The organism is Arthrobacter sp. ISL-48, from assembly GCF_018613805.1.
GTDB lineage: Bacteria > Actinomycetota > Actinomycetes > Actinomycetales > Micrococcaceae > Arthrobacter.
In genome coordinates this window covers 42,788-55,325 of sequence record NZ_JAGGPL010000030.1, presented here as the reverse complement: position 1 = coordinate 55,325, position 12,538 = coordinate 42,788, and the positions used below count along the sequence as shown (strand labels likewise).

The 12,538-nt window shown below is 64.1% G+C and carries 10 protein-coding genes; 3 read left to right on the top strand and 7 right to left on the bottom strand.

All coding sequences use genetic code 11. From position 1 onward, the window contains the following. Nucleotides 1-53: 53 nt before the first annotated feature. Together J7E83_RS20495 and J7E83_RS20490 are read right to left on the bottom strand one after the other, a co-directional pair. Nucleotides 54-950, bottom strand: a complete 897-nt coding sequence (locus J7E83_RS20495; RefSeq protein WP_214965927.1) for a hypothetical protein — start codon at nt 948-950, stop codon at nt 54-56. Between the two features lie 21 nt (nt 951-971). Continuing rightward, nucleotides 972-2,285, bottom strand: a complete 1,314-nt coding sequence (locus J7E83_RS20490) for a UDP-glucose/GDP-mannose dehydrogenase family protein (RefSeq protein WP_214965925.1) — start codon at nt 2,283-2,285, stop codon at nt 972-974. Between the two features lie 356 nt (nt 2,286-2,641). On the opposite strand from J7E83_RS20490, the gene J7E83_RS20485 reads away from it, so the two are divergent. Continuing rightward, nucleotides 2,642-3,019, top strand: coding sequence for a DUF2750 domain-containing protein (locus J7E83_RS20485; RefSeq protein WP_214965923.1), 378 nt, complete (start codon nt 2,642-2,644; stop codon nt 3,017-3,019). Between the two features lie 465 nt (nt 3,020-3,484). Here J7E83_RS20485 and J7E83_RS20480 read toward each other — a convergent pair whose 3' ends face one another. Next, on the bottom strand, nt 3,485-4,480 hold the full coding sequence (locus tag J7E83_RS20480) for a patatin-like phospholipase family protein (protein ID WP_214965921.1): 996 nt from the start codon (nt 4,478-4,480) through the stop codon (nt 3,485-3,487). Nucleotides 4,481-4,866: 386 nt separating this feature from the next. Between J7E83_RS20480 and J7E83_RS20475 the strand changes: the two genes are divergently transcribed. After that, the gene (locus J7E83_RS20475) at nt 4,867-5,382 is read left to right on the top strand and encodes an SRPBCC domain-containing protein (protein WP_214965919.1); all 516 of its coding nucleotides are present in this window, start codon (nt 4,867-4,869) and stop codon (nt 5,380-5,382) included. Here J7E83_RS20475 and J7E83_RS20470 read toward each other — a convergent pair. Both J7E83_RS20470 and J7E83_RS20465 read right to left on the bottom strand, forming a co-directional pair. Continuing rightward, the gene (locus tag J7E83_RS20470; RefSeq protein WP_214965918.1) at nt 5,379-6,455 is read right to left on the bottom strand and encodes a LacI family DNA-binding transcriptional regulator; all 1,077 of its coding nucleotides are present in this window, start codon (nt 6,453-6,455) and stop codon (nt 5,379-5,381) included. The two genes, J7E83_RS20475 and J7E83_RS20470, sit on opposite strands and share 4 nt — an antisense overlap. Further along, complete coding sequence (locus J7E83_RS20465; protein WP_214965917.1) at nt 6,422-8,152, bottom strand: glycoside hydrolase family 13 protein; 1,731 nt, start codon at nt 8,150-8,152, stop codon at nt 6,422-6,424. The genes J7E83_RS20470 and J7E83_RS20465 overlap by 34 nt, the downstream gene beginning before the upstream one ends. Before the next feature lie 203 nt (nt 8,153-8,355). Between J7E83_RS20465 and J7E83_RS20460 the strand changes: the two genes are divergently transcribed. Further along, nucleotides 8,356-9,726, top strand: a complete 1,371-nt coding sequence (locus tag J7E83_RS20460) for an FAD-binding oxidoreductase (RefSeq protein WP_214965915.1) — start codon at nt 8,356-8,358, stop codon at nt 9,724-9,726. A 16-nt stretch (nt 9,727-9,742) separates the two neighbouring features. Here J7E83_RS20460 and J7E83_RS20455 read toward each other — a convergent pair whose 3' ends face one another. Together J7E83_RS20455 and J7E83_RS20450 are read right to left on the bottom strand one after the other, a co-directional pair. Then, nucleotides 9,743-11,161: a DUF4032 domain-containing protein gene (locus J7E83_RS20455; protein ID WP_214965913.1), complete on the bottom strand. Its 1,419-nt coding sequence runs from the start codon at nt 11,159-11,161 to the stop codon at nt 9,743-9,745. A gap of 121 nt (nt 11,162-11,282) precedes the next feature. Continuing rightward, nucleotides 11,283-12,365 (bottom strand): ABC transporter ATP-binding protein, encoded by a 1,083-nt coding sequence (locus J7E83_RS20450; RefSeq protein ID WP_214965911.1) that lies wholly within the window; start codon nt 12,363-12,365, stop codon nt 11,283-11,285. Nucleotides 12,366-12,538: the final 173 nt, after the last annotated feature.

Below are 12,538 nucleotides of genomic sequence, written 5' to 3'. Positions count from 1 at the left end.
TTTGGTTGGCGGTTGACGGGAGTAGCAGTCGGCTGGCTCAGGGGCGCTGGGCCTCAAGCACCCTCAAGCAACATAATGTCCGCTGCCGTGTAGGTGGCCGCCGCCTGAGTGTCGTTGCGTCCACCCACAAAGTTACTCCGGGCCAGACCCACGTCCTGGGTGTCGGGAATCAACGGGAAGTGCTGCGGACGGGCCGTGACCTGACGGACCTTTAGTCCCGCCCGGAGAGCTGTTGCGTGCAGCCAGATGTCATCGGCTGCCGGGCAGGCGTCGCGGAAGGCAGTACCGGCCGCAGCCAGCTGCCTGATCATCAACGGAGGATAAAGCACGCCCGAAACCCCAGTGGCGAAGTTCCGCACGCTCGGCTCCTTGCTCAGGCATGGATCCCAGTTGTCATACGGCGACAGGGCACCATCCTCGGTCCGCACAACCCACGCACGGTAGCAGATCACGTCTTCCGGGTGCCGGTGGTGCGCTTCCATCAATCCGGCCAGCCAGGTGACTGGATAAACGATGTCATCGTCGGCCGTTACAAGCGACAGCACGCCGTCGTCCTCCCCGGTGACATAGGGGTAGTACTTGGTGTGCGGACCCAGATTGTCCGTCAGATAGATCTCGAGGCCGCGGCTGGCCAGCCGCCGCAGCTCCTCGGGAGGAGCCGCGAATACCGTGGGATCGTCCAGCCACAGAATCAGACGGGCAGGACGCACGGCACCGGCCGCTATTGATTCGATGGTCATGAATACAGATTCCAGCCGTTTCCCGTAGGTGGTCAGGCTGACGCAGACCGCCGCATCCCCGGTAACTGGTTCGGTGCAGGTCAGGTTCTGGCGGGCCAGAACCCAGACCCGCCAGGCACTGGAAAGGCGCAGTCGCTGGCGGCGCCACCCCACGCGGGCCGCCTGGACGGTACTGCGGACGGGCAACGGGATGACAGTTCGGAGATTCATGGTACGCATCACCCGCCGTTCTCAGGGCCTCCCGAGCGCCCGGTAACGCCAGCCCGCGGCGCGCCAGGTCAACGGATCCAGGCAGTTGCGGCCATCCACGATGGTTTTCGCACCGACTATTTGGCCGAGCCAGTGTGGGTCCAGTTGCCGGTACTCTTTCCACTCGGTCAGGATCATCACGGCATCGGCGGCTTCCGTCGCCTCCTCCACAGTCTTCACGAGGGTCAGCTCGGGGAACCGGAGCCGGGCATTATCCACAGCCTGCGGATCGGTCCCCAAAACTGCCGCACCCTGCAGCTGCAGCTGGGCCGCCACGTTCAGGGCAGGAGAATCCCGCACATCGTCAGAATCCGGCTTGAAGGCCAGCCCGAGGACGGCGATCTTACGGCCGATCAAGGAGCCGCCACACACTTCACGCGCCAGGTCCACCGTACGGTTCCGGCGGCGCATGTTGATGGCGTCCACCTCCCGCAAAAAGGAAAGCGCCTGGTCCACGCCCAGCTCACCGGCGCGCGCCATGAATGCACGGATGTCCTTTGGCAGACAGCCGCCGCCGAAGCCCAGACCGGCGTTGAGGAAGCGCCGGCCGATCCGGTTGTCCAGCCCGATCGCGTCGGCCAGCTGCGTGACATCAGCGCCGGTCGCCTCGCAGACCTCCGCCATAGCGTTGATGAATGAGATCTTGGTGGCCAGGAAGGCGTTGGCACTGACTTTGACGAGTTCGGCCGTTTCGTAATCGGTGATGATTCGGGGTGTTTCCCGGGCCAGCGCACCGGCATAGACCTCATCCAGGACAGCGGCCGGCCCCGGCGATCCAGCCGGGTCCTGCAGTCCGTAGACCAGCCGGTCCGGGGAGATGGTGTCCTGGACCGCGAATCCCTCCCGCAGGAATTCGGGGTTCCACACCAGACTGACTGTGCTGTTAGCGGCCGTCACCCTTTCCGCGAGGCGGCGGGCTGTGCCCACCGGAACCGTTGACTTTCCCACGACGATGTCTCCGTCGGACAGGTACGGCAGCAGTGACTCCACAGCAGCGTCGACAAAACGCAGGTCCGCCGCGTTTTCGCCCTTCTTCTGCGGAGTGCCGACTGCGATGAAGTGGATCCTTGCGCCGCGCGCATCAGCTGTCTCCGAAGAGAAACGCAGCCGTCCCGTTTCACCGGCTGATCTGAGTAGTTCTGGAAGGCCTGGCTCAAAAAACGGGGCATTGCCTTCCCTTAGGGATGCAATCTTGTTTTCATCGATGTCGATGCCTACGACATCATGTCCCAGCTCTGCCAGACAGGCTGAGTGGACGGCTCCAAGATAACCGCAACCGATAACTGAAATTTGCACTCGCGTTTCCCCCCGGTGGTGAAGTGCTCCATAGCGGCCTGACGGCCTGATGAGCAACATTAGCAGACCCTACGGCGCGGAGTTTTCCCGCAGGCCAAGGGGTCGTGAATTCCGTGTAAAACGTTTGTGCCCGCTCGACGCACCGGAGGGACCGGACTGGAAATGCCCTTGAGCCGGCGTGATTCAGCAAAGAATTGACCTGCTTGGCGGCACTGTCTTTCCGACGATCTGTCTGCGGCTCAAGGTAAGTTAATAGGGGGGGTCAGGCCTGGCCTGGCGGACATGACTTTTAGTGCCTCTGTGTGTCAACCTCCCTTTGGAAGTCATCGACTGCCTGTAATTGAGATGATGTCTGCATGAGCATTAGTGCCGCGCATGCAGACGCCTTCTTCGATGAAGTTCACCGTTTGGGCGAGGTTTGGGCAGTTCGGGACAAGAACGGATTTTCCGCCCCGGTCAACGCGGATGGGGTGCGGAGCATGCCGTTTTGGTCCTTGGCCACTCGCGCACGCAAAATTCAGTCGACAGTCTCCGCCTACGGGGGCTTCGAAGTCGTTTCGATTCCGCTTAATGAGTGGCGCTCCCGATGGCTCCCTGGGTTGGAACGGGACGGTCTGTTGGTCGGGCTCAATTGGTCCGGCGCGCGAGCCACCGGATACGACGTATTGCCCTCCGCTGCCCTGTCATCGTTGGCAGCCCGTGAGAGTCCCGGGACGCTCTCTCACTTCCTGTAGCGAGTCCCGGGACGCTCTCTCACTTCTTGCGGACATCCAGGACCTCCCAACAGGCCGCCAGCACCGCCGCCGGCTAGGAGACCTACCGGAGCCTTCAACCACACCCCGCCAGAAGCGAGAGAGCATCCGGGAAAACCCGGCATGAAGTGAGAGAGCATCCGGGAAAACCCGGCATGAAGTGAGAGAGCATCCGTTAGGTCGACGGCCCAAGTTATAACCTTCTATGACCTCCACTTCCCGTGGCCCGCCCGTGAGGGGAGCCACCATTCTCGACGTTGCTGCCGCCGTCGGCGTTCTCCGGCAAACGGTCACCCGGGCCGTGAACGACATGCCAGGCACCCGGCAGGCTGCATGCGAACGCGTCCAGAGCCGGGCACCTGAAGGTAGCGAGGCGTGTCGCGGCGGTCGGCCATCGAGCATGGGCAGGTGTCGTTACGCCTACGGACTCGACTGGTTTCGTGGGCGTCAGCGCCAGAATTCGGCGAGCTGCTCGGGGAGGGCTCTGCCTTGGTTGTAACCAGCTTGTGCCGCGGGCGGACGCAGCGACAGATCCATCGCATTGGCGCCGAACATATGCTCGGAGTCGCTATCCGGGAAGATCGTTTCGACTCTGCTGCCGCCTGCGCGTAGGTGGTCGACCTGTGTTGCGAGCTGCATGCCCCAGTCCGCCGGCGTCCGTGATCGGCCACCGAAGGGGGAAAGCACGAGCACCCGCCTGTACCCGGCTGCCAGATCAGCATTTTCGGCGTTGGATCGGTAGCCGCCGTCGATGTATCTGTTCCCGCCGATACTGTATGCGAAGCCACCGGCACAGCTTGCGGCCACGGCGTCCACCAAGTCGACTCCGCCGTGGCGGTCGAACACGACCGGCTCACCGGTATGGGCGTCGACCGCCGTGATGAGCATCCGCTGTTTCGGCCAGAGCCGACTGGGAAGCCGAGCGGCGACGGTCTCGCGCCACTGTGTTTGCCTGGAACTGTTCGCCGCCGCATCCGTTCCGAGCGCCCACGCACCCATTCTGCGGCGCATGTCCGCCGGATCCTCAGCGGCCGCTATGATTGCGCTCGTTGTCTCCATGTGATTCATCGCCGGTCTAGTCCGGACAGGGCCACCCCCGGATCCGGCCGGCCCAGTCCGTGGCTGGGACGCAACGGCGAGGATGTCGGCAAGCAGTTTGGCGGGGGTTGCGCTGGTGATCTGGGCCGCGGCAGTCGATCCCGCCGACGTCCCGATGATCAGATCGGCGGCGGTCACATCCAACCCCGCATCAAATAGGCCGGCGATAACGCCAATCAGCCAGGCATTGCCTGTTGATCCGCCACCACCGAGGACCAACGCTCGCTCACCCACGGCGGGGAACTGCTTTGTGGCGTCTGCCTGCGGTTGATCCTGGTCGGACCTCGGCCGGTCGGAGACCGCCGTCGTGGAGAGATGCAGAGTTGAAGAAGGTGTTGTGTTCATGGGAGTCGCCTTTCGCGAATTGCCTGTTTAGGGGCTCCCGGTGGCGACTAGCTCAGTCGCGCGATCGTGCACTGCAGGGGAGCACCCATTGCGGATACTGCGTTCATGGGTCTCACCTCCTGCCGACGGATCACGATCAGCAAGACGCTAGCACGCCGTGACGCGAGTCCGCAATCGCATTATGCGGATTGCCATGTCGCTATCGCTACCGCCTCCCACCGAACCGCAACGTCCCAACCCGGGCGCCAGCACCGCCGTCGGGGTAAAGCCTGCAGGAAGTGAGAGAGCGTTGGGGTAAAGCCTGCAGGAAGTGAGAGAGCGTTGGGGTAAAGCCTGCAGGAAGTGAGAGAGCGTGTGCCCTGGGCGCGCCGGTACAGTTGACACCTATGGACAGCCTCTTCAGCCACGCCGATGATTCCGTTCCGGACCCTGCCGAGCAGCAGGATAGCCTGGACCCCGTCATCTGCGCGGTGACCGTTCCGGGGTCGATTGCCCAGGCCTTCGCCGGCTTCACCGACCACACTCATTTGTGGTGGCCTTTGGAATCGCACGGCGTCTATGGTGCGGGTTCATATGTGGAGTTTGAAGAGAACATGATCCTCGAGACAGCAGATGACGGCAGGACCACCATCTGGGGCACTATCGATGACTGGCAGCCGCCACTGTCCTTCCACGCCACCTGGCACCCCGGAACCACCGCGCTGTGGTCCACGGAAATGCGGGTCGCGTTTAGGGCTGTTGAGGACGGAACCGAGGTCCGGCTGGTCCATGACGGCTGGGAGGGCGCTGAGGATCCACCCGCCGCGCGCGCAGCCTATGCAGCTGACTGGCCGGACGTGCTGAACCGCTTTGTGCGGTTCATGGGTGGCACGGTACCCGACGGGACACCAGGGCCGGCCTAGACAGGCGGAACAGCGGTGCTGGTCCTGATCACGAACTCGGTCGGGTACTCCCGGTCCACGGTGGCCGGAACGCCCGAGGAGAGCCGGGCACCCTGCTTAGCGCCGGCGTCGAGCCTTTCCAGCAGTAGCTGGGCTGCCAGCGCGCCCTGGCCTCGGGCGTCCTGGTCGATGGTGGTCAGTCCAAAGACTTCACCCAGTTCATGTCCGTCCATGCCGATGACCGAAAGGTCCTGAGGCACACGCAAACCAAAGTCGCGGGCGGCCAGAATGGTGCCGATTCCCATCTCGTCCGAGGCAGCGAAGACCGCGGTGGGGCGCTCGGCCGTACCAAGGAGCCGGCGGGCGCTGGCGTATGCGCCCTGGATGGTGAAATCCGCCGACACCTGCCATTCCGGCCGGACACTGAGCCCGGCGGCCTTCATGGCTGTTTCAAAACTGCGTTGGCGGATCCCGGGCAGCTTGAAGTCCCTGTTCAGTTCCGGATCGCCGGTCAGATGGGCGATCCGGGTATGCCCCAGGCTGATCAGGTGGTCGACAGCCATCCGGGCGAGGCGTGCATCATCAATCCTGATTGTGGACGCCCCGGCCAGGGCCCCGCCGATTCCCACAATGGGCCTGTGTATGGCCAGCAGCTGCTTGATTTCGGCTTCGCTGAGCACCAGCGCCACCGCGATCACCGCGTCCAGCCGTTTGCGTAGCAGGAAGTCATTCAGGACGCTGTGGCGGCGTTCCGGCTGGTCGCCCACGTTGTACAGTGTCAGGTCATAACCTGCGTCCAACAGCGTGGTGGATACACCCTCCAGAACGGAGGAGAAATACCAGCGGTGGACGAACGGAACCACCAGCCCCACATTGTGGTTCCGGCCTGAGGCCAGGCTGGCGGCATGGTAGGACGGCACAAAGCCAAGTTCTTCCGCCGCTGCCTGCGCGAGCTGCCGGCTCTTGGCCGAGACATTTGCTTTGCCGCTGAGGGCCCGGGACACTGTGGCAATAGACAGCCCGGCCCTGTCGGCTACCTCCTTGATGCCCGCAAGTCCCACTACTGCGCGCTGCTCCGATCGATCTCCAGCCATGCGGTTTCTCCGGAAGCCAGGAAATGACCTGCGTCAGGTTCCGCGCTGCGGACGAGGACCCGGCCTGCAGGCATCTTCAGAGGTTCGTGGTTCAGGTTCATAAGCACCAGCGTAGTGCCGTTTACATAGGCCAGAGACGAGCCCGTGCACCATTCTTCGGCCCACGCCAGGGAACCGCGGCCCAGGGCCAGTTGCCGGCGGAGGGCCAGCATGTTTCGGTAGAGGGAGAGGTGCGACGACGGCGACGCCGCCTGGGCGTCCCGCGCCAGTTCGGTGAAGCTCGCCGGCAGCGGAAGCCAGGGATCCTCGCCGGAACCGAAACCGTTGTGGCGCTCCGCGGCGCGCCAGGGCAGCGGCACTCTGCAGCCGTCGCGTCCCAGCCGAGTGCCGCCGGTACGCGCAAACGTCGGGTCCTGCCGGAGGCCCTCCGGGATGTCGATGCCATCCGGCAGGCCCAGCTCTTCACCCTGGTAAAGGTAGGCGGCGCCGGGCAGCCCGAGCATGAACATGGAGGCGGCTGCCGCGCGCCGGCGCCCGAGCGCTGTATCGGGCTGGGGATCGGCCGGCCCGATGCCGTCCCCGTCGCGCGGGCCGGAGCCGTTGTAGCCGAAGCGGGAGGCATGCCGGACGACGTCGTGATTGGAAAGCACCCATGTGCTCGGCGCCCCCACCGCATCAAGCGAAGTCAGGGAGTCAGTGATGACCGAGCGGAGCCGCCACACGTCCAGCCCCGCGTGCAGGTAGGGGAAGTTGAAGGCCTGGTGCATCTCATCGGGCCTGACCCAGTGTGCCAGGCGTGGCAGCGGATCCACGTTGGCTTCGGCACACAGGATGCGGTCCGGACCATACTCGTCAAGGATCAGGCGCCAGGCACGGAAGATGTCGTGCAGGGCCGGCTGGCCGAACATGGGCGCCTCGTGGCCGGGGAAGCCGTGCGAGCTGCTGCCGTCCGCCCTGCCGCCCCACTCGGGGAGCCCGGGGGCCTTGACCAGGGCGTGGGCCACGTCCACGCGGAACCCGGACACGCCGCGGTCCAGCCAGAACCGGAGCACCCGCTCAAATTCGGCGTGGACGGCGGGGTTGTCCCAGTTAAAGTCGGGCTGGGATGAATCAAAGAGGTGCAGGTACCACTGCTCGGGCTGGCCGTCCGGTCCGATGATCCGGGTCCAGGCCGGACCGCCGAAGTGGGACTGCCAGTTGTTGGGCGGCTCGTTGCCTTCAGGGCCTTTCCCGTTCCGGAAAATGAACAGATCCCGTTCTGGGCTGCCTGCCGGTGCCGCGAGGGCCGCCTGGAAGGCCACGTGCTGGGCCGAGCAGTGGTTGGGAACAACATCCACGATGACCCTCAGGCCCAGGCGGTTGGCCTCGGCCATCATGATGTCGAAGTCGCCCAGGGTACCGAAGATCGGGTCAACGTCGCAGTAGTCGCTGACGTCGTAGCCGGCGTCACGCTGGGGGGACCGGTAGAACGGGGACAGCCAGACGGCGTCAACATCCAGTTCCGCGAGCTGCGGCAGCTCCTCGGTGATGCCCGCGATGTCTCCGATCCCGTCACCGTTAAGGTCGCGGAAGGACCGGGGGTACACCTGGTAGATGACGGCCGAGCGCCACCAGCCAGGGGCCTTGTCGGCGTCATGGATGAGGGTCAGCGGACCCGTCAGCGGGGCTGTGGCGGAGATCACTGTATCAACGGACATGGGGTTGAGTTTAGGGCCCCTTGCCGAAAAAATGAAAACGCTTCCACCTATGTGACTACAAGGGTGCTTATTGTCAAATGAGTGGAGGAATCGGCTGTAATGGAAGCGCTTCCAACGAGTAGCCAGAAGCTGAACTTCAATCCCTTTCGTCCGTCCGCCAGCCCTAAACTGGGGGGACAGATGCGACGACGACCGGAGGCTGCGTGGGCAGCATAGTTGAAGACTTGAAAAGCAGGTTGGGGCCGGAAAAGGTGAGCACCGATGAGGCCACGCTCGCGTGGCACGCAGTGGACCAGGCACCCGTCCTGGACTACCAGCAGCCTGCTGCCGTCGTCTTCGCTGAATCGGCGGAGGATGTGCAGGCAGTGATCCGGAGCTGCAGCCACCACGCTGTCGCCGTGGTGGCTCGCGGGGCTGGAACAGGCGTTTCGGGCGGCGCCCACGCCACCAGGAACTCGGTGGTCCTGTCCCTGGAACGGATGAACCGGATCCTGGACCTGAACCCGGACGACGAGACCGCCGTCGTCGAACCCGGTGTTGTGAACGCAGTCCTGAACGAGGCAGCGGCAGTGCACGGCCTGATGTTTGCGCCGGACCCGGCCAGCTTCCGCATGTCCACGATCGGCGGCAACGTTGCCACCAACGCGGGCGGCCTGCGGTGCGCGAAGTACGGCGTCACCAGGGACTCAGTCCTCGCACTGGACGTGGTGCTGGCCGACGGTTCGCTCATCCACACAGGGCACCAGACGTTCAAGGGCGTGGCGGGCTATGACCTGACAGGGCTGTTCGTCGGCTCGGAAGGGACACTGGGGATTGTGGTGGGCGTGACCGTGCGCCTCAAGTACCTGCCCCGTGAAGTACACACCATTGCCGCGTTCTATCCGGATTTCAGGCGTGCGGCCTCCGGCGTCCTGGCGGTGGGCCGCGCCCGGGTTCAGCCGGCCATCATGGAACTGCTCGACGGCGGCACGCTTGCCCAGCTCGACAGCCTCCACGGCTCGGACCTGAGCTCCCGCGGCCGCTCACTGCTCCTGATCCAGACCGACGGATTTGGCGCTGGCGCGGAAGCCGACGTGGTCCGCGCGGTCCTCGCCGCCGGCGGCGCCGTCGTCACCACGGAAGCAAGTGCTGAGGCGGAGCAGTTGGTGGAGCTGAGGAGGAGCAGCCGGGGCGTTGAGGTGGATGACGAATACCGGGTGGGCGAAGACGTCGCAGTGCCCCGCTCGCGCCTCGTGGACTACGTTGCAGCGCTGGAGGTGATGGCGGCGGCCCACAGCGTGAACCTGAAAGTCGTGGCCCATGCCGGCGACGGCAACCTGCACCCCACCTTCTGGATTGATCGGCTGGACGACGCCGTCGACAAAGAGGCCATGAACCGGCTCAATCTTGCGCTGGATGCCTCCATTGCCACTGCCCTGGAGATGGGCGGCACCATCACGGGCGAACACGGCGTCGGGCAATACAAGCTTCGCTGGCTGGGCCTTGAACAGGCTGAACCGGTCAGGGAGCTGCAGCGCAGGATCAAGCAGCTCTTTGACCCTGCTGGCATCTTGAACCCAGGCAAAGCCATCTAGGAAGTCCGGTAGCCGCTTAGTCGTCGACGTCCGGGTACTCGTCGATGGATTCGTCGCCGCCGTACCTGGACTCTTCGGTTTCCACTTCCAGGATCTTGAGCATCTCTGTGTCAGGATTCAGCATGATGGCAGCCTCATCGCGGCGGTGGCGAAGGATGGACTCGATGTAGGACTGGACGGCCTCGGCAAGCGGGATGTGCCTTCCCTGCTTTTCGGACATGTACCAGCGGTGCTCCAGTACCTCGTGTACGGCTTCAGCCGGTTCGAGTTTGCCGGAGAGGTCCCGGGGAATGGAGCGGACGATGGGTTCGAAGATCTGGCTGACCCAAAGGTGCGCGCTGTATTCTTCGTCCATGTCCGGGTTGTTGTCAGCCCGGAACGAGTCCATGTCGTTGAGGAGGCGGCGGGCTTGGTTCTCCTGGGCATCGAGGCCGGTAAGACGCAGGAGGCGCCGCTGGTGGTGGCCCGCATCCACCACCTTGGGCTGGAGCTGGATGGTGGAGCCGTTTTGGGTCGTCTTGATCATGTATTCCTCGACGTCGAATCCCAGTTCGTTGAGGCGCCGGATGCGTGCGCCCACGCGCCAGCGCTCGCCGAGTTCGAACGATTCCTTCTCCGTCAGTTCCGCCCACAGGCGACGGTAGCTGTCCATGATGAGTTCACTGGTGGCCACGGGGTCCACCTTTTCCTCGATCAGGCCGCCGTCCAACAGGTCCATGAGTTCGCCGGCGATGTTCACCCGGGCGATCTCGAGATCATATTCGCGCTGCCCGGTGGAAAGATCCGGATACAGTTCCCCGGTTTCGGCGTCCACGAGGTAGGCCGCGAAGGCGCCAGCGTCGCGCCGGAACAGGGTGTTGGAGAGCGAGACGTCGCCCCAGTAGAAGCCGATGAGGTGGAGCCGGACCATCAGGAGGGCCTGGGCATCGATGAGGCGCGTCAGCGTGTCCTTGCGCAGCATTTGTGAGAACAGCGCGCGGTACGGCATGGAGAACTTCAGGTGCCGGGTGACCAGTACAGGGTTCAGGGGCCGGCCATCGAGGGTGGTGCGGCCGGCAATGACGGCGACGGGTTCCACGCAGGGAACGTCCAGCCGCGCCAGCTTGCGAAGCATGTGGTACTCATGGCGGGCCACGTGCTCGGACGTTTCCTTGATGGCGATGACGGAGCCGCCAAGGTGGGCAAAGCGGACGATGTGACGCGAGATGCCGCGGGGGAGGGCCGCCAGGTTCTCCGCCGGCCAGTCTTCAAGGGCGATGTGCCAAGGGAGGTCCAGTAACTCGGGATCGGCAGCGGCGGCAGTGATGTTCAGCGAGCTTGAGACCGCGGAGAGCTTATCGTCATTGGCACTGGCCGCCTCAGACCGCGGCAGCTTACCGATCTGCGCGTAGTCGGTGGGTTCGTCGTGCCACTGGGCGCTGTATTCCTCGGTCATGGGTCAATTCTTCCGTACATAGGGGCGGCCAGCCTAAACATGGCGCAGCCATGATTAACGCCGACGGCGGCCCGTCCAGTGAAGGAGGGCCGCCGTCGGTTGGTCAGGGCGCCGGTGGGGACTAGTCGCCCAGGCGCAGGCCGGTCTTGGTGTCGAACAGGTGCACGTGGCCCGACTGCGGACGTACGTAGATGACCTCACCCTTCATCGGGGGACGGCGACCGTCGACGCGTGCCACGATGTCGTGGTCCTTGCCATCGAGCGTGGTGTGGCCATAGACGTAGGCGTCGGCGCCGAGTTCTTCGACAACGTCCACCTCAACCTTCAGGCCCTCGCCGGCCGGGGCCGTCTCGAGGTCTTCCGGACGGGAGCCCAGGGTGACGGTGCTGCCGTGTGCCTCTTCGAGGACGTTGCGCGGTACGGGGTAGACCGTTCCGCCGAACTGGACGCCGCCGTCGACGACCGGGAGTTCCAGGAGGTTCATGGCGGGGGAGCCGATGAAGCCTGCGACGAACACGTTCTTCGGCTTGTCGTAGAGGTTGCGCGGGGTGTCAACCTGCATGAGCAGGCCGTCCTTGAGGACTGCAACGCGGTCGCCCATGGTCATGGCTTCGACCTGGTCGTGGGTCACGTAGACGGTGGTGACGCCCAGGCGGCGGGTCAGGGATGCGATCTGGGTGCGGGTCTGGACACGGAGCTTGGCGTCCAGGTTGGACAGCGGCTCATCCATGAGGAAGACCTGCGGGTTACGCACGATGGCGCGGCCCATGGCAACACGCTGGCGCTGACCACCGGAGAGCGCTTTCGGCTTGCGGTCCAGGTAAGGCTCGAGGTCGAGAAGCTTTGCGGCTTCACGGACGCGCTCTGCACGCTCTTCCTTGCTGACGCCGGCGATCTTCAGGGCGAAGCCCATGTTGTCAGCAACACTCATGTGAGGGTACAGCGCGTAGTTCTGGAAAACCATGGCGATGTCGCGGTCCTTAGGAGGAACGTCTGTGACGTCGCGGTCGCCAATGAGGATACGGCCGGCGTTGACATCCTCAAGGCCTGCGAGCATTCGCAGCGAGGTGGACTTACCGCAACCGGAGGGTCCCACGAGGACCAGGAATTCGCCATCGGCGATATCAATGTTGAGCTTGTCAACAGCGGGCTTCTCTGTGCCCGGGTACAGACGCGTAGCGTTATCAAAAGTAACTGTAGCCACAGTTATCAATCCCTTCACCGGCAGGTACGTGCCGGACGATCCGTTGTGAATGGTTCATGTAATTCAGTTGTCCGCGGCATTGCAGCCGCGTACTCCCCGGCCGAAGCCGAGGAGTATCGCGTGACGCCGCACGTTACTTGTGCGCCACATCACAGACTAGAGTATGTCAGACG

Excerpts from the sequence above, each read along its gene's own strand:
- J7E83_RS20495 (WP_214965927.1), bottom strand. The coding sequence starts at position 950 with ATGAATCTCCGAACTGTCATCCCGTTGCCCGTCCGCAGTACCGTCCAG.
- J7E83_RS20485 (WP_214965923.1), top strand. The coding sequence starts at position 2,642 with ATGAGCATTAGTGCCGCGCATGCAGACGCCTTCTTCGATGAAGTTCAC.
- J7E83_RS20480 (WP_214965921.1), bottom strand. The coding sequence starts at position 4,480 with ATGAACACAACACCTTCTTCAACTCTGCATCTCTCCACGACGGCGGTC.
- J7E83_RS20475 (WP_214965919.1), top strand. The coding sequence starts at position 4,867 with ATGGACAGCCTCTTCAGCCACGCCGATGATTCCGTTCCGGACCCTGCC.
- J7E83_RS20470 (WP_214965918.1), bottom strand. The coding sequence starts at position 6,455 with ATGGCTGGAGATCGATCGGAGCAGCGCGCAGTAGTGGGACTTGCGGGC.
- J7E83_RS20465 (WP_214965917.1), bottom strand. The coding sequence starts at position 8,152 with ATGTCCGTTGATACAGTGATCTCCGCCACAGCCCCGCTGACGGGTCCG.
- J7E83_RS20455 (WP_214965913.1), bottom strand. The coding sequence starts at position 11,161 with ATGACCGAGGAATACAGCGCCCAGTGGCACGACGAACCCACCGACTAC.